This window comes from Synechococcus sp. UW86 (genome assembly GCF_900474085.1).
In the GTDB taxonomy this organism is placed as follows: domain Bacteria; phylum Cyanobacteriota; class Cyanobacteriia; order PCC-6307; family Cyanobiaceae; genus Parasynechococcus.
In genome coordinates this window covers 155084-174584 of the sequence record NZ_UCNU01000009.1, presented here as the reverse complement: position 1 = coordinate 174584, position 19501 = coordinate 155084, and the positions used below count along the sequence as shown (strand labels likewise).

At 61.9% G+C, this 19501-nt stretch carries 22 protein-coding genes; 11 read left to right on the top strand and 11 right to left on the bottom strand.

Going from position 1 to position 19501, the window contains the following annotated elements:
- Window positions 1-123: 123 nt before the first annotated feature.
- The 5 genes from DXY04_RS03350 to DXY04_RS03330 are packed head-to-tail and all read right to left on the bottom strand — an operon-like array spanning window position 124 to window position 4179.
- Window positions 124-882 carry a type 1 glutamine amidotransferase gene (locus DXY04_RS03350; RefSeq protein ID WP_115160977.1) on the bottom strand — a complete coding sequence of 253 codons (759 nt, stop codon included), beginning with the start codon at window positions 880-882 and terminating at the stop codon, window positions 124-126.
- Window positions 879-2588: an urease subunit alpha gene (ureC, locus tag DXY04_RS03345; RefSeq protein ID WP_115160976.1), complete on the bottom strand. Its 1710-nt coding sequence runs from the start codon at window positions 2586-2588 to the stop codon at window positions 879-881. The genes DXY04_RS03350 and ureC overlap by 4 nt, the downstream gene beginning before the upstream one ends.
- A gap of 3 nt (window positions 2589-2591) precedes the next feature.
- Window positions 2592-2912 (bottom strand): urease subunit beta, encoded by a 321-nt coding sequence (locus tag DXY04_RS03340; protein ID WP_115160975.1) that lies wholly within the window; start codon window positions 2910-2912, stop codon window positions 2592-2594.
- Window positions 2913-2922: 10 nt separating this feature from the next.
- A complete protein-coding gene (locus DXY04_RS03335; protein ID WP_006851427.1) occupies window positions 2923-3225 on the bottom strand; it encodes an urease subunit gamma in 303 nt (100 codons plus the stop codon).
- 18 nt (window positions 3226-3243) lie between these two features.
- A complete protein-coding gene (locus DXY04_RS03330; RefSeq protein WP_115161259.1) occupies window positions 3244-4179 on the bottom strand; it encodes an urease accessory protein UreD in 936 nt (311 codons plus the stop codon).
- Window positions 4180-4284: 105 nt separating this feature from the next.
- Between DXY04_RS03330 and ureE the strand changes: the two genes are divergently transcribed.
- From ureE to urtE, 8 genes are all read left to right on the top strand, one after another.
- Window positions 4285-4737 (top strand): urease accessory protein UreE, encoded by a 453-nt coding sequence (ureE, locus tag DXY04_RS03325; RefSeq protein ID WP_115160974.1) that lies wholly within the window; start codon window positions 4285-4287, stop codon window positions 4735-4737.
- Window positions 4734-5405 (top strand): urease accessory protein UreF, encoded by a 672-nt coding sequence (locus DXY04_RS03320; protein ID WP_115160973.1) that lies wholly within the window; start codon window positions 4734-4736, stop codon window positions 5403-5405. The genes ureE and DXY04_RS03320 overlap by 4 nt, the downstream gene beginning before the upstream one ends.
- Window positions 5405-6010 (top strand): urease accessory protein UreG, encoded by a 606-nt coding sequence (ureG, locus tag DXY04_RS03315; protein WP_115160972.1) that lies wholly within the window; start codon window positions 5405-5407, stop codon window positions 6008-6010. The genes DXY04_RS03320 and ureG overlap by 1 nt, the downstream gene beginning before the upstream one ends.
- A gap of 109 nt (window positions 6011-6119) precedes the next feature.
- Complete coding sequence (urtA, locus tag DXY04_RS03310; protein ID WP_115009793.1) at window positions 6120-7412, top strand: urea ABC transporter substrate-binding protein; 1293 nt, start codon at window positions 6120-6122, stop codon at window positions 7410-7412.
- 93 nt (window positions 7413-7505) lie between these two features.
- On the top strand, window positions 7506-8660 hold the full coding sequence (locus DXY04_RS03305; protein ID WP_115131366.1) for a branched-chain amino acid ABC transporter permease: 1155 nt from the start codon (window positions 7506-7508) through the stop codon (window positions 8658-8660).
- Window positions 8661-8664: 4 nt separating this feature from the next.
- Entirely contained in the window at window positions 8665-9792 is a 1128-nt protein-coding gene (gene urtC, locus DXY04_RS03300; protein ID WP_115160971.1) for an urea ABC transporter permease subunit UrtC, read from the top strand.
- Complete coding sequence (gene urtD / locus DXY04_RS03295; protein WP_115160970.1) at window positions 9789-10544, top strand: urea ABC transporter ATP-binding protein UrtD; 756 nt, start codon at window positions 9789-9791, stop codon at window positions 10542-10544. Before urtC ends, urtD begins: the two co-directional genes overlap by 4 nt.
- On the top strand, window positions 10541-11251 hold the full coding sequence (gene urtE, locus DXY04_RS03290) for an urea ABC transporter ATP-binding subunit UrtE (protein ID WP_115009797.1): 711 nt from the start codon (window positions 10541-10543) through the stop codon (window positions 11249-11251). Before urtD ends, urtE begins: the two co-directional genes overlap by 4 nt.
- A 33-nt stretch (window positions 11252-11284) precedes the next feature.
- Here the strand turns inward: urtE and DXY04_RS03285 are convergent, their stop codons facing one another.
- On the bottom strand, window positions 11285-11530 hold the full coding sequence (locus DXY04_RS03285) for a DUF1830 domain-containing protein (RefSeq protein WP_170950888.1): 246 nt from the start codon (window positions 11528-11530) through the stop codon (window positions 11285-11287).
- A 178-nt stretch (window positions 11531-11708) separates the two neighbouring features.
- Between DXY04_RS03285 and DXY04_RS03280 the strand changes: the two genes are divergently transcribed.
- On the top strand, window positions 11709-11987 hold the full coding sequence (locus DXY04_RS03280) for a hypothetical protein (protein ID WP_370586614.1): 279 nt from the start codon (window positions 11709-11711) through the stop codon (window positions 11985-11987).
- Window positions 11988-12004: 17 nt separating this feature from the next.
- On the opposite strand, the gene DXY04_RS03275 is transcribed toward DXY04_RS03280, so the two are convergent.
- On the bottom strand, window positions 12005-13255 hold the full coding sequence (locus tag DXY04_RS03275) for a glycosyl transferase (protein ID WP_115160969.1): 1251 nt from the start codon (window positions 13253-13255) through the stop codon (window positions 12005-12007).
- 69 nt (window positions 13256-13324) lie between these two features.
- On the opposite strand from DXY04_RS03275, the gene DXY04_RS03270 reads away from it, so the two are divergent.
- Window positions 13325-15052: an alpha-amylase family glycosyl hydrolase gene (locus tag DXY04_RS03270; RefSeq protein WP_115160968.1), complete on the top strand. Its 1728-nt coding sequence runs from the start codon at window positions 13325-13327 to the stop codon at window positions 15050-15052.
- Window positions 15049-15840, top strand: a complete 792-nt coding sequence (locus DXY04_RS03265; RefSeq protein WP_115160967.1) for an HAD-IIB family hydrolase — start codon at window positions 15049-15051, stop codon at window positions 15838-15840. Before DXY04_RS03270 ends, DXY04_RS03265 begins: the two co-directional genes overlap by 4 nt.
- Before the next feature lie 19 nt (window positions 15841-15859).
- On the opposite strand, the gene DXY04_RS03260 is transcribed toward DXY04_RS03265, so the two are convergent.
- From DXY04_RS03260 to DXY04_RS03245, 4 genes are read right to left on the bottom strand one after another with little or no spacing between them, the layout of a single operon-like run.
- Window positions 15860-16672 (bottom strand): aminotransferase class IV, encoded by an 813-nt coding sequence (locus DXY04_RS03260; RefSeq protein ID WP_115160966.1) that lies wholly within the window; start codon window positions 16670-16672, stop codon window positions 15860-15862.
- Window positions 16669-17967 (bottom strand): anthranilate synthase component I family protein, encoded by a 1299-nt coding sequence (locus DXY04_RS03255; protein WP_115160965.1) that lies wholly within the window; start codon window positions 17965-17967, stop codon window positions 16669-16671. The genes DXY04_RS03260 and DXY04_RS03255 overlap by 4 nt, the downstream gene beginning before the upstream one ends.
- Complete coding sequence (queC, locus tag DXY04_RS03250; protein ID WP_115160964.1) at window positions 17964-18644, bottom strand: 7-cyano-7-deazaguanine synthase QueC; 681 nt, start codon at window positions 18642-18644, stop codon at window positions 17964-17966. Before queC ends, DXY04_RS03255 begins: the two co-directional genes overlap by 4 nt.
- On the bottom strand, window positions 18641-19495 hold the full coding sequence (locus DXY04_RS03245; protein WP_115160963.1) for an NAD(P)-dependent oxidoreductase: 855 nt from the start codon (window positions 19493-19495) through the stop codon (window positions 18641-18643). Before DXY04_RS03245 ends, queC begins: the two co-directional genes overlap by 4 nt.
- Window positions 19496-19501: the final 6 nt, after the last annotated feature.

Here is a 19501-nt window from a genome sequence, read left to right as displayed (position 1 = left end):
CGAAGTGAACGATCGGTAGCTGTTGCTACAGAAATATTGAAGCTCTTGCAAATGCCGAAGTGGTGTTCAGGTTGATACCTCTTCAGAAAAGTTTTTGGTTTTGTTTATTTTTGTGCGTAGGAATTAGTGGGTCTGGCTGATCTCAATCAGTTGATCGAGCACAGCATTGAAGAAGTTTCGGCCTTGTTCCTGAAGCGTGGTGCCCAGCCTGAGCCAGTCCTGGGTCAGGCGATCGGGCCCTTCAGCTCCAAGGGCGTTCACCACGTAGTCGTGGTCGTTGGCGATCCAGCATTCAAGCGCTTCACCGTCGATCTCGAGGTGGCACTGCAGGCCAATGGCGTGGGCTCCGAGTCGAAACACCTGTTCGGCGCAGTGCAGTGAAGAACCCAGCAGGGTTGCATCAGCCGGGAGGTGGATGCGATCACCATGCCAATGCAGCACCAGGGTGCTGCTTGGTTGCCCCGTGAGCAGGGCCTCATCACTGGGATCCGCGACCCAGTGAATCGCGCCGAGCCCCAGTTCCTTCAGCTGCTGCGGTGGTGCTCCCACCTGCAGCGGTTGCACGCTGCCCCCTGCAGCCACAGCCAAGAGCTGTGCCCCCAGGCAGATGCCCAGCACCGGTCGGCGTTGCTGGTGCCAGGCCCTCAACCAGTCCAGTTCCTGCCGCAACCAGTCCATGCATGGTTGCTCGCGATCGTTCACGCTCATCGGGCCACCGAGCACAAGGGCGATGCTGTTCGCACATGTCCTGGGGTCCGGCAGTGGGTCGCCCCGGTCGGGCCTCAGGATCTCGAGTGTCAGGCCCCGCTGCCGCGCCAGCTCTCCCACCAGTGCGGCGTCTTCATGGTCCACGTGTTGGACCACCAGCAGCGTGGGGCTCAAAGCAGCAGGTAGCGCTGGGCGAGGGGCAGCACCTCGGCGGGCTCACAGGTGAGCAGTTCACCATCAGCGAACACCTCATAGGTCTGTGGGTCCACGCTCACCTTGGGCAGCGCTGAATTCAGCTTGAGTGCGTTCTTGCCCACGCTGCGGGTGTCCTTCACCGCCATGCAGGTGCGCTCCAGCCCCAGCTGGCGTTGGATGTCAGCATCCATCGCCGCTTCGCTCACGAAGGTGAGACAACTGGGCGCGAGGGCTTTGCCGAAGGCGCCGAACATCGGCCGGCCGTGCACCGGGCCCGGGGTGGGAATCGAGGCGTTGGCATCGCCCATCTGGGCCCAGACGATCGAACCGCCCTTCACCACCAGTTCCGGGCGAATGCCGAAGAAGCCAGGCTTCCACAGCACAAGATCGGCGAGTTTGCCGGTTTCGATTGACCCCACTTCGCTGCTGATGCCGTGGGCCAACGCCGGGTTGATCGTCACCTTGGCGATGTAACGCTTGAGCCGGTGGTTGTCGTTGCGAGCGGAGTCTTCCGGCAATGCACCGCGCTGCACCTTCATCTTGTGGGCGGTCTGGAAGGTGCGGGTGATCACCTCGCCCACGCGGCCCATGGCCTGGGAGTCGCTGGCGATGATCGAGAAGGCGCCCAGGTCGTGAAGGATGTCTTCGGCGGCGATCGTTTCGCGCCGGATCCGTGATTCGGCAAAGGCAACGTCCTCGGGGATCTTCGGATCGAGGTGGTGGCACACCATCAGCATGTCGAGGTGCTCCTCGAGCGTGTTGCGGGTGTAAGGCCGGGTGGGGTTGGTGCTGCTGGGCAGCACGTTGGCTTCGCCGCAGATCTTGATGATGTCCGGCGCGTGTCCACCGCCGGCGCCTTCGGTGTGGAAGGTGTGAATCGTGCGTCCCTTGATGGCGGCGATCGTGTCTTCCACGAAGCCGGCTTCGTTCAAGGTGTCGGTGTGGATGCACACCTGCACATCCATCCGATCGGCCACGGATAGGCAGGCATCGATGGTGGCGGGCGTGGTGCCCCAGTCTTCGTGCAGCTTCAGGCCGCAGGCACCGGCGCGCACCTGTTCCTCCAGCGCTTCCGGGGTGCTGGCGTTGCCTTTGCCGAAGAAGCCCAGGTTCACCGGCAGGCCTTCGGCGGCCTGGAGCATCCGTCCGATGTGGAAGGCGCCGGGGGTGCAGGTGGTGGCATTGGTGCCGGTGGCCGGTCCGGTGCCGCCGCCCATCAGCGTGGTGACGCCGCTGGCCAGTGCCGTTTCGATCTGCTGGGGGCAGATGAAGTGGATGTGGGTGTCGATGCCACCCGCCGTAAGGATGTGGCCCTCCCCAGCGATGGCTTCGGTGCCGGGGCCCACCACGATCGTCACCCCCTCCTGGGTGTCGGGGTTGCCGGCTTTGCCGATGCCCACGATGCGGCCGTCCTTGAGGCCGACATCGGCTTTGACGATGCCCCACCAGTCGAGGATCAGGGCATTGGTGATCACCGTGTCGACGGCGCCCTCGGCTCGAGGGGTCTGGGATTGGCCCATGCCGTCGCGGATCACCTTGCCGCCGCCGAACTTCACCTCATCGCCGTAGACGGTGTAGTCCTTTTCGACTTCCAGAATCAGATCGGTGTCGGCCAGGCGAACCCTGTCGCCGGTGGTGGGTCCGTAGGTCTCGGCGTAGGCCTGGCGGGAGATGCGGTAGGGCATGGGTCAGGCGTCGAGGGGTCCGTTGATCTGGCCGTTGAAGCCGATGACGCGTCGCTCACCGGCGAAGGGAATCAGGTTCACGTCGCGGCTGTCGCCGGGTTCGAAGCGGATGGCGGTGCCGGCGGGGATGTCGAGCCGTTGACCGCGGGCTGCGGCCCGGTCGAACTGCAGGGCGGCATTGGCTTCGGCGAAATGGAAATGGGAGCCCACCTGCACCGGCCGGTCGCCGCTGTTGGAGACGCTCAGTGTGGTGACGGGCCGGCCTGCATTCAGCTCCAGTTCACCCGGTTCGGGGAGCAGTTCGCCTGGGATGAGAGGTGCCATGGGTTCTGCCTCAGCGAATCGGGTCGTGCAGGGTGACGAGCTTGGTGCCATCGGGAAAGACGGCCTCGATCTGCACCTCATGGACGAGCTCGGGCACGCCCTCCATCACCTGGTCCTGACGCAGCCAGGTGGTGCCTTCCTGCATCAGCTCCGCCACGCTCTTGCCGTCACGGGCGCCTTCCAGTACCAAAAAACTGAGCCAGGCAACCGCTTCGGGGTGGTTGAGCTTCAGGCCACGGTTCAAGCGCCGCTCAGCAAGCAGTGCCGCGGTCACGATCAGGAGCTTGTCCTTTTCCTGGGGACTGAGATGCATGGCGAAGCTCGGTCTTCTTCAGTGTGTCTCCGCTGCAGCCTCGAAAGCGTTCACAGTGGACGTTTGTCGGCGCAGAGGCTGTTCCTGCAGGGGCCAGACCCTGGGGATGCGAGGCCCTGTCAGCCCCCGGATCGTTCGCGTTCGCTCCCAGATCCGGCTGAACCAGAAGCGGGCATCACGGCTGGACTCGCCGGAATAGCGGGCGATCAGGCCCTGATTCAGGGCGCCGCAGCGCATTGTGCCCGTCAGGCCTTCGCGGTCGGCCCGCGCTCCCTCCAGCAGTGATGCTGTTGATTCGGCACCCATGGCCATCGGTGCGGCCCAAACCAGTGTTCCGAACACCGGCGCGCCTCCCAACCCATGCGGGCTGTCCAGGCTGGCGCCGCCGAGCTCCACCCGATCCGCCAGCTCCCAGGTTGAGCGGTTGCCTGCGAGGCGCTGAATGGTGAGGCTCGAGCGCCACCGTCCCTGCTGCAGGGTTTCGCCGGCGGCGGTTCGGCCCAAGCGCACGATCTCTGCGCTGAGAAAGGAGGCGTCCTGGGGCAGGGTCACCGTCAGCTGCTGCTCGAACAGGGCATCGGCGTACAGCACCAGTTCCTGCGGCAGCCATTCGAAGTCACTGCCGCTGGCCAGTGAGCAGCGCACCTGTTGATGGGCAAAGCAGCCCTCGGGTTGCAGGCGGCTGCGGCCGATCGATCCGTAAACCTTCTGCGCCGCCACGCTGGTGATCAGGCCGCGGCTGTTGGCCTCAAGCTTGAAGTCCAGGCTGAGTTGATCGCCGCCCACCAGGCCTCCGGCGGTGTGCAGCACCGGCAGCTCGCAGCGTCCGTCTTCTCCGCGTTCACTGCGAAGCAGCTTGAACGGAGCCGTGCAGCCCCCCTGGTGTTTGGTGCTGCCGTTGGTGGCATGAAACTGCAGGTCGCAGCGGCCGTGCCAGGGATCGAGACGTTGCATGGCCTCACGCTCCGCCGCCACCGGCTTCAACTCTGTAGCAATGCACACCAAAGCGCTGCTGATTGATCGGCACGCTTTTGTTTTGGAACTGGAGAGGAGCTGCTGGTGACGGATGCGGTGGTCGTGTTGGAGCAGCGCCTTCAGAACAGCAGTGCCACGGCCAATCTGCAGTTGCCGTTAACGGCCGAAGAGCGCACGGTGCTGCGGGGCCGTCGCACCACCTCCTGCGGTCGTCCGGTGCTTCTGCAGTTGCCCCGTGAGGGTTCTCTCCAGCCCGGTGACTTGTTGGGGGATCAGTCCGGTTCGACCGTTGTGGAGGTGACGGCAGCGCCGGAGGCGTTGCTGCGGGTGCAGGGATCGCATCCCCTGGAGCTGTTGCAGGCGGCTTATCACCTGGGCAATCGCCATGTCGCCCTGGAGCTGCATGAGCAGGAGCTGTTGCTGCCGGAGGATTCCGTTCTCGCCACGATGCTGGAAGGGCGGGGATTGACGGTGAGTCGCTGTCTGCAGCCGTTTGCCCCTGAAGGCGGTGCCTATGGAGGCCATCAGCACGGATGACGTCCCTTGCGTTGCTGCAACTGGTCAGCCCTGCCCTGCCCGTGGGTGCCTTCAGCTATTCAGAGGGGCTGGAGGTGTTGATTCAGGCGGGCTCCATCGCCGATGAGCAGGCCATCCAGGCTTGGTTGGAGGCTGAACTGCAACGGGGCGCGGTGCGGCTGGAAGCCGCGGCATTAAGGCCTCTGGCGGAGGCTTTGGTGGGGTGGTCCACCCAGGCCGATGCGGCGGCCAAGGGGCGCCTGATCGATCTTGATGGTTGGCTGTTGGCCACCCGCGAGGCCGCGGAGTTGCGAGCGCAGCAGCGTCAGATGGGGATGTCGCTGCTGCAGTTGATGTCGGATATGGGGCACGACCTGCCTGAACCTGTGGCCCTGAGCTGGCCAGCGGCTTGGGCCTGGGCCGCTGTGCGCCTGTCGGTTTCAGGGGGAGACATGGTGGAGGGGTACCTCTACGGCTGGGTTGCCAATCAGCTCAGTGCCTCGGTGCGGCTGCTGCCGTTGGGTCCCTCCCGAGCGCAGGTGCTGCAACAGCGGCTGCTGCTGCTGATTGCCTCCCAAGCGCAGCAGCTCCAGGCGGCCGATCCCCAGCAGCTCTGGAGCAGCGGTGTGGGTGCGGGCATGGCGCAGCTTGCCCATGCTGAGCTGTATTCACGCCTGTTTCGAAGCTGATGAGCAGCAAACTGCGCCTGGGGGTGGCGGGCCCTGTGGGATCCGGCAAGACCGCACTGGTGGAGGCCCTCTGTCGCCGCTTGCGCGACGAGCTCCAGCTCGCGGTGGTCACCAACGACATCTACACCCAGGAGGATGCCCAGTTCCTCACCCGTGCGGGTGCCCTGGATCCAGAGCGGATCCGTGGCGTGGAGACCGGTGGTTGCCCTCACACAGCGATCCGTGAAGACTGCTCGATCAACCGAGCTGCCGTGGCGGAGCTGGAGACGCAGTTTCCGAATCTCGATCTTGTTCTGGTTGAGAGCGGCGGCGACAACCTGGCGGCGAGCTTTAGTCCGGAACTGGTGGATCTCTGCATCTACGTGATTGATGTGGCGGCCGGCGACAAGATCCCCCGTAAAGGAGGGCCTGGCATCACCCGCTCTGACCTACTGGTGATCAACAAGATTGATCTGGCTCCCCAGGTTGGTGCCGATCTTTCAGCGATGGAACAGGACACCCGGCGGATGCGGGGAGACCGGCCTTGGTGTTTCACCAATCTCCACAGCGGCGAAGGCCTGGAGCAGGTGGTGGGGTTCCTGTTGCAACAGCTACCGAATCGATGATTCGCTGCTGCTGGGCTCGCTATTTAGTTCTTCTTGATACCAAAACTAGGACGCGCTGATCCGTACCTTCCATCAGCTGCCGTCAGGCACATTCCTGTTTTGGAACACCATGAGCTCTTCTCTCTCTAAGCGTCTGTTCGCCGGCATGGCCGCGGCATCGCTGGGCCTTGCCGTGACCGCATGCGGTGGCGGTGACAAGGCTGCCAACGTTGACTACGACGACAGCGTCACCGTCGGCATCCTGCACTCGCTGACCGGCACCATGGCCATCTCCGAGTCCACCCTGGTGGACACCGAGAAAATGGCGATCGATGAGATCAACGCCGCCGGTGGCGTTGAAGTTGATGGCAAGAAGTACAAGATCGAGTACATCGTCGAGGACGGTGCCTCCGATTGGCCCACCTTCGCTGAGAAGTCCAAGAAGCTGATCGACCAGGACCAGGTGCCCGTGGTCTTCGGTGGCTGGACCTCCGCCAGCCGCAAGGCGATGCTGCCTGTGTACGAGTCGAAGAACGCTTTCCTCTACTACCCGATTCAGTACGAGGGTCAGGAGTGTTCCAACAACATCTTCTACACCGGTGCCACTCCGAACCAGCAGTCGGAGCCTGCCACCAAATTCATGTATGAGAAGTCGCCTGCCGCTGGCAAGCCCTTCTTCCTCGTGGGTTCGGACTACGTCTTCCCCCGCACCTCCAACACCATCACCAAGGAACAGCTCAAGTCCCTGGGTGGCGAAGTGGTCGGTGAGGACTACCTGCCCCTGGGCAACACCGAGGTTGCTCCGATCATCGCCAAGATCAAGAAGGCCCTGCCTGACGGTGGTGTGATCATCAACACCCTGAATGGTGACCAGAACGTCGCCTTCTTCAAGCAGATCCAGGACGCCGGCATCACCCCCGATAACGGCTACTACGTGATGAGCTACTCCATCGCGGAAGAGGAGATCAGCACCATCGGTTCTGAGTTCCTTGAGGGCCACTACGGCGCTTGGAACTACATGATGTCGATCGACACCCCGGCATCCAAGAAGTTCGCTGCTGACTTCAAGGCCAAGTACGGCGCCGACCGCCAGGTCGCTGACCCTCAGGAGTCGGCCTACAACATGGTCTACCTGTGGAAGAAGGCTGTCGAGAAGGCCAACAGCTTCGACGACGACAAGGTGCGTGAGGCCCTGGTCGGCATCGAGTTTGACGCTCCTCAGGGACCTGTGAAGGTGATGCCCAACCACCACCTCTCCCAGACCGTGCGCATCGGCCAGATCACTGCTGACGGCCAGTTCGAGATCCTCGAATCCACCGATGGCCCCGTGGCTCCTCAGGCCTGGAACCAGTTCGAGCCCAGCTCCAAGGGCTTCGCTTGCGACTGGACCGACGCCGCCAAGGGTGAGAAGTACAAGCTCTGATCTTCTGATCACAGCCTGATTGCTCTTCAGGGAGGAGCCCGGTGACGGGCTCCTCCTTTCGTCGTTTCATTGAACGCTTCGTTTCACACGTCCGTGCAACTGCTTCTCGAAAGCCTGTTCAACGGTGTTGCCATCGGCTCGGTGCTGCTGATGGCCGCCCTCGGACTGGCCATTGTCTTCGGCCTCATGGGCGTGATCAACCTCGCCCATGGTGAGCTGATCATGCTTGGGGCCTACACCACCTACGTGGTGCAGCTGATCTTCAAGCTGCCTGCGCTGCAGCCGGTTTACAACGCCTACGTGCTGGTGGCGCTTCCCCTGGCTTTCATCGTCAGTGGTGTGGTCGGCATCCTGCTGGAACGTACCGTGATTCGCCGGCTCTACGGCAACCCGCTGGAGACCCTGCTCGCGACCTGGGGCGTCAGCTTGATTCTTCAGCAGTTCGTGCGGAGTGTTGCCCTGGCCCACGCCGCCGGCCTGATCCTGGCGCTGGTGCTGGGCTTTGGCCTGCCGCTGCTGCTTCCCTCCTCGCTTCTTTCGGGGCCTCGGGCTCGTTTGGTGCGTGCGGGGAGTTGGGCTGTTTCAGCCCTGGGCGGTGTGCTGCTGGCCGGTGGCCTGGCCTCACAAATCAGCCGCATCGCCAGGGCCACCTCCCGCAATGTGGATGTGACGGCACCCAAATGGATGCGCGGCGGGATCGAATTCATGGACATCACCTTTCCCGTGCCGCGCCTGGTGATCATCGTGATCACCATCGTTGCGGTGGTTGGGGTGACGTGGTTCCTCAACAAAAGCGTGTGGGGAATGCGCATTCGTGCTGTGACTCAGAACCGTTCGATGAGTGATTGCCTTGGCATCCCCACCGACACCGTTGATGTGCTCACCTTTGGCATCGGCTCCGGTTTGGCCGGTGTGGCGGGGGTTGCTGTTTCCCTGCTGGGTTCGGTGGGCCCCAACGTGGGCGGCTCCTACATCGTGGGCTGCTTCATGGTGGTGGTGCTCGGTGGCGTCGGAAACCTGTTGGGCACCGTGCTCGCGTCCTTTGCCATTGGCCTGCTCACCGACTTGATCGGTGCTGGACGTCTGCTGACGATCTGGCCTGACATGCCAGCTCCCCTGGCCGGCGCGGTGAATTTCTTCGCCACCACGAGCATGGCCCAGGTGATGGTGTTCGCTCTGATCGTGGTGTTCCTTCAATTCCGTCCCGCGGGTCTGTTCCCGCAAAAAGGACGCATGGTGGAGGCCTGATCTGATGTTCCAAGCCTTTCAACAACGCCGTTGGCCTTTGATCATCCTTTGGGTGGTGATCGTTGCGGCCATCGTTGCCGCGCCCGCTGTTTTGCCGGTGTTTCGGCTGAATCTGTTGGGTCGCTTCCTTTCATTGGCGATCGTTGCCCTGGGTATCGACTTGATCTGGGGCTTCACCGGGTTGCTCAGCCTTGGCCAGGGCATCTTTTTTGCCCTCGGCGGTTACGCCGTGGCGATGTACCTGCAGCTCAACAGCTCGGGTGATCTGCCCAATGGCATTCCCGAGTTCTTCAGCCTGTATGGCGTGGATCGGTTGCCCGCCTTCTGGGAGCCGTTCCATTCCCCGCTGTTCACCTTGGTGGCGATCTGGCTGGTTCCAGCCGTGCTGGCTGCCGTGCTCGGCAACCTGGTGTTCCGTAACCGGATCAAGGGGGTCTATTTCTCGATCCTCACCCAGGCGGCCCTGCTTGTTTTCTTCAATTTCTTCAACGGCCAGCAGAAGCTGATCAACGGCACCAACGGTCTTAAAACCGATGTGACCCAGCTGTTCGGCCAGATGGTGGGTTCCCCGGAGATGCAGAGGGGATTCTTCTGGTTGACCTCTGTGGTGGTGATCCTGGCCTGGCTGTTTCTGCGCTGGGTGGTGCGGGGCCGGTTTGGAGACGTGTTGATCGCCATTCGCGATGACGAACCCCGGCTGCGCTTTGCCGGTTACAACCCAACCCTGTTCAAGACGATCGTCTTCGCCATCGCTGGTGGTTTGGCAGGCATCGGTGGTGCGCTTTACACCGTTCAGTCGGGCATCGTTTCGCCGCAGTACATGACCGTTCCCTTCTCGATTGAGATGGTGATCTGGGTTGCTGTGGGCGGTCGAGGCACGCTAGTGGGAGCGATCCTTGGCGCTGTGGCTATCAACTACGCCAAGAGTTTGGTGAGCGAAGCTCTCCCCCAAAGTTGGCTGTTCATCCAAGGGGGCCTGTTCATCCTCGTGGTGACGGCCTTGCCAGAGGGCGTCATTGGCTGGTTCCGAGGCGATGGCCCTCGCAACTGGCTCAACCGATTCGGCATTGCCCGTCGGAGTGAGACCTATCCACGTCTCGATCTTGAAGGTCAGGAAGAGGTTCAGTCATGAGCACGGCTTTATTGGAGTTGCGCCAAATCACCGTCAGTTTTGATGGCTTTTTGGCGCTGCGCGATCTCAACCTCAGCCTTCAGCCTGGGGAGCTGCGCGCCGTGATCGGCCCGAATGGCGCCGGCAAGACCACGTTCCTGGATGTGATCACTGGCAAGACCGCTCCCACGGAAGGGGATGTGGTCTTCAAAGGACGCTCCTTAGTGGGAACGCGCGAGCACCGCATCGCGCGCTTTGGCATCGGCCGCAAGTTTCAGAGCCCTCGTGTTTTCGAGAAGCTCAGCGTTCAGGAGAACTTGGCTTTAGCGGTCAGCCAGCCGAAGCAGCCCTGGTCATTGCTCGTGGGGGGCCTGAATGGGGAGCAGCGCGATCGTGTTCATCACCTGATGAGCATCGTCAATCTGCAGAACCGTGCCGATTGGGCTGCTGGGTCGTTGTCCCACGGCCAGAAGCAGTGGCTTGAGATCGCCATGCTTGTGGGTCAGGATCCCGACCTGTTGCTGGTGGATGAGCCGGTGGCTGGGCTCACGGATGAGGAGACCGATCTGACGGCGGATCTGCTCAAGTCGTTGGCCGGGGATCACACCGTGCTGGTGATTGAGCACGACATGGAATTCATACGGCGGCTTGAAAGTCCGGTGACGGTGCTGCACCAAGGCCATGTCCTCTGTGAGGGCACGATGGATCAGGTGCAGGTTGATCCCCGGGTGATTGAGGTTTATCTCGGCACCACTGAGGAGGAGAACCAATGACGAACCTGCTGGAGATTCAAGGCCTCAACACCTTTTACGGCGAAAGTCACATTCTTCGGGATGTTGATCTCAGCGTGAAATCGGGGGAGATGGTTTGTCTGATCGGCCGCAATGGTGTGGGTAAAACCACCCTTTTGAAATCGCTGATCGGTCTGTTGCGCCCCCGCTCCGGAACCATGGCGTTCGACGGTGCTCAATTGGATCGTCAGGCACCGCATCAGCGGGCTCGGGCCGGGATTGGTTATGTGCCGCAAGGTCGCGAGATCATCCCCCAGCTCACGGTGGAAGAAAACTTGCTTTTGGGGATGGAGGCGTTGCCGGGTGGATTGGCCCGGCATCGCCACATTGATCCATTCGTGTATGAGCTGTTTCCGATCCTTCAGGAGTTTCTACCGCGTAAGGGCGGCGATTTGAGTGGGGGTCAGCAACAACAATTGGCCATCGCCCGTGCGTTGCTTGGCAAGCCAAAGTTGCTGCTGTTGGATGAGCCCACGGAGGGCATTCAGCCCAACATTGTTCAGGATATTGAAGCTGCTGTTCGGCGGATCATCGCCGACACCGGGATCGGAGTGTTGCTGGTGGAGCAACATCTGCACTTCGTTCGCCAGGCTGACCGCTACTACGCCATGCAACGGGGCGGCATTGTTGCCAGTGGCTCAACCAGTGAACTCAGCCAGACGGTTGTTGATCAGTTCCTGAGCGTTTAGAGCTTCGCTTCTGATGGCTTCTTCTGGGTCAGTTCAGCTGGCCCAGATGGATTCTGTTGCAGGCTCTTCATTCATGGCGTAATCGCTTACGTCGGCACGCACGTGCAGCATCTGCCCTGTCATCGACATTTTCCAGATTTCCAGGCGCGCATCCTCGGGGGCTTCAAACCAAAAGACCTCTGTGGGCATCACCACCTTCTCTCGGTAGAAGTGGTCGGCACCAATGCATTTCACGATCACCATTCGGCTGGTGTCGTTTTGGTAAACACACTCAATCATCTTGAGCATCTGGAATGATGCCAATCTCGTGGTCTTAAGACAAGAGGAGTGTTTGATTGGTCACCGAATCAGCACGCCTTTAGATTTGATACAGATGAGTTGATACAGAGTCGGTCAATTGTGTATCGACCGTCACGATTTTGCTCTGGGCTTTGAGAAGTGAGTGCCCACTAGCGTTTTGAAGATCGCACAGAGTGGCTCTTTCGTTTCAGCTGAAACAATTCTTTTTCGCCGCTTTTTGCATGATTGCTTTGTCGATCATGGGGATTGCAGAATGGAGAAAGCGATCGGTTTGAGTGTTTCTCAGCAATTCGATGTTGAGCGGATGAATCGCGCGATCGAATCAACAATTGATCCACAGCAGCTGCAGGTTTTGGCCAAGCAATTGCTTCAGGCGTGGCATTCCCAGCGCGCTGCAACAGTTTGGATCACGCGAGAGCGGGAGCAGCTGGGCTGAGGCTCAATGCGTTGGCTTCAAGCAGCGAGCTCAGAGGTGATGCGTTGCGGATTGTGATTCGGGCGTTTCAAGGATGTGCGATCTGCCTGTCCTGCTGCGGCCAGATCAGCTTGAAGGGCTGAATTGCAACTGCGCAGTCGCGACCAGCTGGGCAGCTGGTGGGCAATCGGCGCCTGCATCAGTTTGGCCAGGCCGGGTCGCAGCAGGCCGGCGAAGTTTTGAACCGCCAGTTCTTCGCCATGGCGGTCGTAAGGCAACCGATTGATGGCTGAATCAAGGCCGAACTGCCTTACGCGATCCTCACCAACCCGCCGGTAAAGCACTTCAAGGGTCGGTAGTTGATCCATCGACATCACACAGCCTTCGTGTTCCATCAGGCCGCGCAACACCGTGCCGAAAATTTCGCCCGCCATGCGCTGCAGGCCTTCGCTGGGTTGTTGGCCCAGCTCCTTGTGTTTGTGGTCGAACAACCCCAGATCCACTTGAGCGATTCGGCTGGAGGCCACATGGCGATACACCTCAGACAGCAGGCCCACCTCCAGCCCCCAGTCCGATGGGATGCGCAGATTCATCGCCAAATCGGTGGTGAAGGCGAATTCACCAGCCAGGGGATAGCGGAAGGATTGCAGGTACGACAGGTAGGGCAGAGGTCCGAAAATTTGCTCCAGGCTGGCCAGCAGTGGGCCAACAAACAGACGGGTGGCTCGGCCCTGAAGCGCTTGGGTTTCGAGGGAAAGGCGGCTGTAGAACGCCTTCACGTAGGCAATGCCGTGGGATCGATCCAGCAGGGGACGGAGCATCCGCTCTGGATACGCCGATCCAAAGGTTCTGATGTCGGCATCGAACAGGCCAACAACTTCAGCGTTCTGGCAAGCCACTCCGAGCCCCTGCCAGACGGCCCAGCCCTTGCCTGGTGGTCCGGTCACGTCGAGCCCCAGTTCGCCGACGGATTCGAGCAACTCCCGTACGGCGGGGCCGTTGGTCCAGTGCACCCGAACGGGGAAGGGCATCCCCTCGAAAAATTTTTCCGCCGCTTTGACGTCCTCGGCGCTCGTGGCTGCCAAAGCCACCACCAGTTCGTTGAGTCCCTTCAGGCTCGAAAGTGTGTCGCGAATCAGGGCGAGGGCCGGGCGGCTGAATTCCTCCATTAGGCAGGGGATCAGCAGGGTTGTGGGTCGCTGACTCAGCTCCCGGTTGAAGGCAACCGCATCGAGATTGCCCAAGCTGTAGTCATGGACGGTGCTGATCAGGCCCTGCTGAAAATCCATGTGGTGTTCGATGCAACAACAGAGGTCAGAGTCCTGCCCCATACCTGAAAGGTCTGGAGGAGGAAGGTGATGCAGCCCCCGCGCGACGAGACGCTGCGGACCCTGCTTGGCGATCTGTACCCGAACGATTCTTCCGGGGATGGCAAGGAGTTGTCGTCGCAATTGCTGCAGATCTTGAGCCAATCGTCAGGAGATGGCGATATGGCAGAACACATCGATCGCTGGGACGGTGGCGATGTGGTCTTGATCACCTACGCCGACACCATTGGTGAGCAGGGTTTTCCTGGGCTTCAGGCCTTGAAGACGTTTGTGAATCGCCATCTGCAGCCCTTCGCAGCTGTGATTCATGTGCTGCCGTTTCTTCAATCCACAAGTGATGGCGGTTTTGCGGTGGCCAGCCACACGACGCTTGAGCAGCGTTTCGGTGATTGGCATGATCTCGCCGCCCTGGCCCAGGGCCGACGGCTGATGGCCGATCTGGTTCTGAATCACGTGTCGGCCTCTCACCCCTGGGTGCAGCAGTTCATGCGGGATGAGCAGCCCGGCCGCTCCTGTGTGCTCGAGGCAGCCCCTGATCCCTGCTGGGTGGATGTGGTTCGTCCGCGCAGTTCCAATCTGTTCACGCAATTGAGGGGCCCCGTTGGTGCGCGTCAGGTCTGGACCACCTTTGGCCCCGATCAGGTGGATCTCAATTGGCGCAGTGCGGAGGTGCTGCTGGGCTTTGCCCGGCTGATGCAACGCATGGCCCGGCATGGGGTGCGGTGGATCCGTTTGGATGCCGTGGGTTTTGTCTGGAAGGAACCCCACACCTCATGCATCCATCTGCCGCAGGCCCATCAACTGGTTCGGGTGCTGCGGCTGCTGCTCGATCAGGTGGGACCCGATGGCGTTGTGGTCACCGAGACCAATGTTCCGGAGCAAGAAAACCTCTCCTATCTGAGGAGCGGTGATGAAGCGCATCTCGCTTACAACTTTCCCCTGCCGCCCTTGCTGCTTGAGGCCAGCGTCAGTGGTCGGGCCGATCTGCTCAATGCCTGGCTGAGTCATTGGCCCGACTTGCCGCCGCAAACGGGGTTGCTCAATTTCACCGCCTGTCATGACGGCATCGGTTTACGGCCGTTGGAGGGCCTGATGCCCCAGAAGCGCTTGCTGCAGCTGTTGATCGGCTGTGAGCAACGGGGTGGACTGGTCAGCCACAGGATGCTCAGTTCCGGTGAGGAGGTTCCCTACGAGATCAACATCAGTTGGTGGAGTGCCATGGCGGATGGGGGGATTGATCCCACGTATCTCCAACGGGAGCGCTTCCTGCTCACCCAACTGTTGATCCTGGCCTTGCCAGGGGTCCCCGCTTTCTATCTGCCGGCGTTGCTGGCGGCTCCCAATGATCTGACCCGCTTTCGTCGCACGGGTCATCGCCGGGATCTGAATCGGCCCCAGTTCACGGCCCAGGCCCTGGAGCGCCGCCTGACGGATCCCGATTCAGATGTCTCCGCACTACTGCCGGTGTTGCGGCGGGCTCTGGCCGAACGGGCTGTTCATCCGGCCTTGCACCCGGATGCCCCGATGACGGTGCTGAGCGCGGACCGAAGTGATTGCGTCATCCTGCGGCGTTCCCGCGGGGGGGAAACGCTGGTGGCTGTCCACAACATCACGGCAGCGCGCCTCAGCTTTCGCCTCAGTGGTCTGGGTGGTGATCTGAACCAGCCCTGGGCCGATTGCCTGAGCGGTCATGTGTTCGAACCACATCAGTCGCATTCGCTAGAGCCTTATGCGGTGCGTTGGTTTGTTCAGCCATGACCGCGAGTGTCGAGCCGGCGTGGTGGGTGGTGACTGATCTCGATGGCACCTTGCTGGATCACAGCTACGACTGGTCGCCGGCCAAGGATCTGATCCGTCAGCTGCAACAGCACCGGATTCCGGTGATTCCCTGCACCAGCAAAACGGCAGAGGAAGTGCGCGGCTTTCGCGCCGAGGCGGGGCTGCATGACCCCTACATCGTTGAAAACGGTGGCGCCGTGCATGGGGAAACTCCGGAAGGGGAGCCCTGGGAGCTGCCGTTGGGCCCGGATTGGACGGCGCTGAAACCTCAGTTGCAGCGTCTTCAGGCCGAGTTGGGTGAGCCCCTGCGTCCGTTGGATGAACTCAGTGAGGCGGAAGGGCAGCGGTTGTTGGGGCTTGGTGGTGAAGCCTTACGCCAGGCGCAGCGGCGGTGCTGCAGCGTGCCTTTTGTGCCGCCCTCGGCAGAGGGGCGTCGCCGGCTTGAGGTTCTGGTTCAGCGGATGGGCCTGACGGTGGTGCAGGGCAACCGTATGGGTCACCTGCTGGGCCCAGACATCAGCAAAGGCAAGGCGTTGGCCACCCTGAAGCGACATCTGGGTGCTGAGCAGGTGAAGGTCTTGGCCTTGGGGGATTCCCCCAACGATCTGCCGTTGCTCGAAGCGGCCGACATCGCTGTCGTGGTGCCCGGGGCCCATGGCCCCCATCCCGCGTTGCGTTCTGGGATCGCTGCCGGGCGTTTCCAGCTGGCGGCAGCCCCCCATGCCAGCGGTTGGGATGAGGCTGTGCGCCGGATTCTTCGCATCTAGGCCATCGCTTGCTCTTGGCTCAATGGAGTAGGGATTGCCATAGATCCACTGCAGCAGTGGTTGCCGCCATGGGCTGCCCGTTGTGGGATGCGATAGGTCGACAGCTGAGGCTGTTGATCAGAACGGCCTGATCGTCGATATCGAACGTGGCCGCCAGCTCGGTTTCCACCGCGATGCCCCGGGCCAGTGCACGGCCCCGCATCACCCCTGGGAGGCAGCCGCTGCTGAGGGGCGGTGTCAGCCACTGTCCGCGACGCCGGACCAGCAGATTCGCCGCTGTTCCGCAGCACAGGGCTCCAGCCGTGTTCAGGAGCAGAGCATCGTCGGCCCCTTGCTCCTGGGCTTCCCTGCGGGCCTGGATCGATTGCCCGTAGGCAAAGGTCTTGCAACGGCTCAGGCGGCTGGAGGCGTTGCGGCGCTCATGGCGACTGGTGATGGTGGTGACGGCTGAAAATGTTGGTGTGCAGGTCTGGAGCGTGAGCCAAAAGCGGTGGTGCCCTAGGGCCGGCAGTCCGATTCCGCGCTGAGGTGAGCTGCCCCGGCTCCAGTTGAGGCGCAGGGCTCCATCGGCTTCGCTCAGTTGGCTGCGTTGAATCGCATCTCCAAGCAGAGGCTCCAGTGCGTTTCGCTGCGGTGGCGGGTCCATGCCCAGCAGAGCGGCACTGTCGCTCCAGCGCTGCAGGTGCTCCTCCAGGAGTTGCGGTGCACCGTTGCGGATCAGCACCGTTTCAAAGAGGCCATCGGCCAGGAGCAGGGCGCGGTCGTCGAGGGGAAGCTGCAGGCTTGCAGCTGTCCCCCACTGGCCGTCGATCCAGGCGATAGCGGTGCTCATGCCAGCGCCTCCAGCAAGGGCTGCAGTTTCCACATCAACTCCTCTGCTTCGCCAAGGGGATCAGAGTCGGCGACGATTCCGCAGCCGGCATGGGCCCGCAGGGTGTCGCCTTGGCGCAGCAAGGATCGGATCAAGATGTTGCTGTCGAAGCTGCCGTCCCAGTCGACCCGCAGCAGTGATCCGCAGTAAGGCCCTCGGCTGGTGGGCTCGAGCTCATGCAGACGTTGGCAGGCCCGCAGTTTCGGTGCCCCGCTGATCGACCCCCCAGGCCAACTGGCTTCCAGAAGATCGACCCAGCTCAATCCGGCCTGAAGTTGTCCCTCCACGACTGAGGTGAGGTGATGCACGGAGGCATAACTTTCGAGACCCACCAGTTGGGGAACCTGAATCGAACCCGGCTGGCAGGCACGACCGAGGTCGTTACGCAGCAGGTCGACGATCATCACGTTCTCGGCCCGGTCCTTGTCGCTGCACACGAGTTCCGCGGCGAGATTTGCATCCTGTTCGGGGTCGCCATGGCGCGGCCTGGTGCCTTTGATCGGCCGGGTTTGTACAGCTCCATCAGCACTCACCTGCAGAAAACGCTCCGGGGACGATGACAGCAACGCCTCGTTCTGGTCGCTGATGATCAGCCCTGCAAAGGGGGCAGGACAGGCCTGCCTCAGGGTGAGAAACAGCTCGAGGGCACTGCCTCCCTGGGGCCAAGCTGTGCTGCAACAGGCCGTGAGATTGGCTTGGAAGAGATCACCTGCAGCGATCAGATCACGGATGCGTTGCACTCCTGCGGCGTACTGCTCGGGTGTGGTGTGGTGACTCCAGGCCGTTAGGGGGATTGATGGGGCCTCGTCTTTGGGCTGCTCAGGGCTGGAGGCCAGCTGTTGGGTGAGGCGTTCCAAAGCAGCCGTGCTGCTGGCTTCGATCCACAGCCTGCGCTTTTGCAGATCAAAGCGAAGCACCGGATCGTGGCGGGCGATCCAAAGCGTGGCCATGCCATCGCTGGCCCAGGGGTTTCCCGGTTCCACCCAGGCGGCGGCTTCATAGCTCAGCCAGCCGCACCAATGCCCTGGGGCAAGCCCCCGCAGTGCCTCGAAGGGATTGCCGGCTCCTGACTCTCCAGGGAGGCCACGGCAGCAGATGATCTCCTGGGGTGCCACCGCCAGGGTGGCCCATCGGCCCAGGTTGCTGACGTCGCCATCCAGCCAGACCAGGCCTTCTTCGCCGTAGGCATGGGCCAGTTGGTTCGCGAGCGCGTGGGGCTCCTGCCAGGGCAGTTCAAGCCGTTGGGGGCGGATCATGCCGCTGTTGAACTGCAGAGGTCAGGCCGGCCTGCCTCGCGGAGCGCTGCATCACGGATGCGACAGCTGTCGCAGACACCGCAGGGGTGCGTGCCGCCGCTGTAGCAACTCCAGGTTGTATTAATCGGAACACCCAGGCGAAGGGCTTCCTCAACGATGCGCACCTTGCTCCACTGCACAAGCGGTGCCCAGAGTTGGGCGCCATGGCCCTCCCGACCGGCTTTGCTGGCCAGGTCGGCCAGGGTCTGAAAAGCGTTGAGGTAGTCGGGCCGGCAGTCGGGATACCCCGAGTAATCGACAGCATTCACCCCCAGCACCAACCTCTCGGCTCCGCGAGCCTCCGCCAGGCTGAGGCCAATGGAGATGAACACGGTGTTACGCCCCGGCACGTAGGTGGGCGGAATGCGGCCTTCCTCCACGCCATCGGTGGGGATCGAGATGCTGGCGTCGGTGAGGGCTGAGCCCCCCCAGCTGGCCAGATTCACGCTGATGCAGTGATGCTCTGCCAAGCCAAGCTGTTCAGCAACGGCAGCGGCGGCGTCCAATTCGCGGCGATGGCGCTGGCCATAGTCAAAGGACAGGCCGATGACGCGGTCGCCCTGCTCAAGGGCGAGGGCCGCAGCGGTGGCGGAATCCAAACCTCCCGACAGAAGCGCGATAGCAGTGCGTTGACTCATCTCAGAACCGTGAGTTCGTGCAGGGCGCAATAGTCCTGCTCATCAAGGTCGGTGCCCTTGGCTTTTTCAAGCAGGGACAGCAAACCGCTCAGCCCCTGATCCTGGAGCCCAGCTGTTGTCGCCTCCTCCAGGAACAGGCGCAGGTCTTTGCGCAGCAGGGCGGTGCTGAAGTTGGGATCGGCGTAGCTGTGATCCAGCATCCGTTGCAGCTTCTTGTCGAAGGTGGGGGCGTAGAGCGCAGACGGCCGCAGGATGGCCATGAACGTTTCCACAGGAACGCCGGCCCGCTGAATCAGTTGCAGGGAGAGGGAGAAGCTGTGGGTGAGGCTGGCGATCAACTGATTGAGGGCCAGCTTGGTGGCAGCGCCGCTGCCAACGGGGCCCACGAGCTGGGGCTCTTGGCAGAGATGAGAGAGGAGTGGCCGTTGTTCTTCGAAGACCTGCTCTTCGCCGCCGGCCATCACCAGCAGCGATCCGTTCAGCGCCTGTGGTTTGCTGCCGAGCACCGGGGCTTCCAGATACTGCCCTCCCTGGTCCGCAACCTGTGTGGCGAGCTTGCGACTTTCCTCAACTCCCATGGTCCCCATCGGGACCACCGTTGAGCTCTGCAGATCCCCAATCGTGCCGATCACGGATGCCGTTGCTGCCCCGTCACGCAAAACGGTGATCAAGATGCTGTTGTTTTTCGCGGCTTGCCCCAGATCGTCGATCGCTGTCGCACCCTTCTCCACGAGGGAGACGATGCGGGAGGGGTCGCGATTCCAGACGTGGACGTTGAGACCCTGCTCCAGCAATCGCGTTGCGATCGCCGTTCCAAGGAGGCCTGTGCCCAGAACGGCCACTGAGGTCATGGGCTC

Excerpts from the sequence above, each read along its gene's own strand:
- ureC (WP_115160976.1), bottom strand. The coding sequence starts at position 2,588 with ATGCCCTACCGCATCTCCCGCCAGGCCTACGCCGAGACCTACGGACCC.
- DXY04_RS03340 (WP_115160975.1), bottom strand. The coding sequence starts at position 2,912 with ATGGCACCTCTCATCCCAGGCGAACTGCTCCCCGAACCGGGTGAACTG.
- DXY04_RS03335 (WP_006851427.1), bottom strand. The coding sequence starts at position 3,225 with ATGCATCTCAGTCCCCAGGAAAAGGACAAGCTCCTGATCGTGACCGCG.
- DXY04_RS03330 (WP_115161259.1), bottom strand. The coding sequence starts at position 4,179 with ATGCAACGTCTCGATCCCTGGCACGGCCGCTGCGACCTGCAGTTTCAT.
- DXY04_RS03320 (WP_115160973.1), top strand. The coding sequence starts at position 4,734 with ATGACGTCCCTTGCGTTGCTGCAACTGGTCAGCCCTGCCCTGCCCGTG.
- ureG (WP_115160972.1), top strand. The coding sequence starts at position 5,405 with ATGAGCAGCAAACTGCGCCTGGGGGTGGCGGGCCCTGTGGGATCCGGC.
- urtA (WP_115009793.1), top strand. The coding sequence starts at position 6,120 with ATGAGCTCTTCTCTCTCTAAGCGTCTGTTCGCCGGCATGGCCGCGGCA.
- urtC (WP_115160971.1), top strand. The coding sequence starts at position 8,665 with ATGTTCCAAGCCTTTCAACAACGCCGTTGGCCTTTGATCATCCTTTGG.
- urtD (WP_115160970.1), top strand. The coding sequence starts at position 9,789 with ATGAGCACGGCTTTATTGGAGTTGCGCCAAATCACCGTCAGTTTTGAT.
- urtE (WP_115009797.1), top strand. The coding sequence starts at position 10,541 with ATGACGAACCTGCTGGAGATTCAAGGCCTCAACACCTTTTACGGCGAA.
- DXY04_RS03285 (WP_170950888.1), bottom strand. The coding sequence starts at position 11,530 with ATGATTGAGTGTGTTTACCAAAACGACACCAGCCGAATGGTGATCGTG.
- DXY04_RS03275 (WP_115160969.1), bottom strand. The coding sequence starts at position 13,255 with ATGGATTTTCAGCAGGGCCTGATCAGCACCGTCCATGACTACAGCTTG.
- DXY04_RS03270 (WP_115160968.1), top strand. The coding sequence starts at position 13,325 with ATGCAGCCCCCGCGCGACGAGACGCTGCGGACCCTGCTTGGCGATCTG.
- DXY04_RS03265 (WP_115160967.1), top strand. The coding sequence starts at position 15,049 with ATGACCGCGAGTGTCGAGCCGGCGTGGTGGGTGGTGACTGATCTCGAT.
- DXY04_RS03260 (WP_115160966.1), bottom strand. The coding sequence starts at position 16,672 with ATGAGCACCGCTATCGCCTGGATCGACGGCCAGTGGGGGACAGCTGCA.
- DXY04_RS03255 (WP_115160965.1), bottom strand. The coding sequence starts at position 17,967 with ATGATCCGCCCCCAACGGCTTGAACTGCCCTGGCAGGAGCCCCACGCG.
- queC (WP_115160964.1), bottom strand. The coding sequence starts at position 18,644 with ATGAGTCAACGCACTGCTATCGCGCTTCTGTCGGGAGGTTTGGATTCC.
- DXY04_RS03245 (WP_115160963.1), bottom strand. The coding sequence starts at position 19,495 with ATGACCTCAGTGGCCGTTCTGGGCACAGGCCTCCTTGGAACGGCGATC.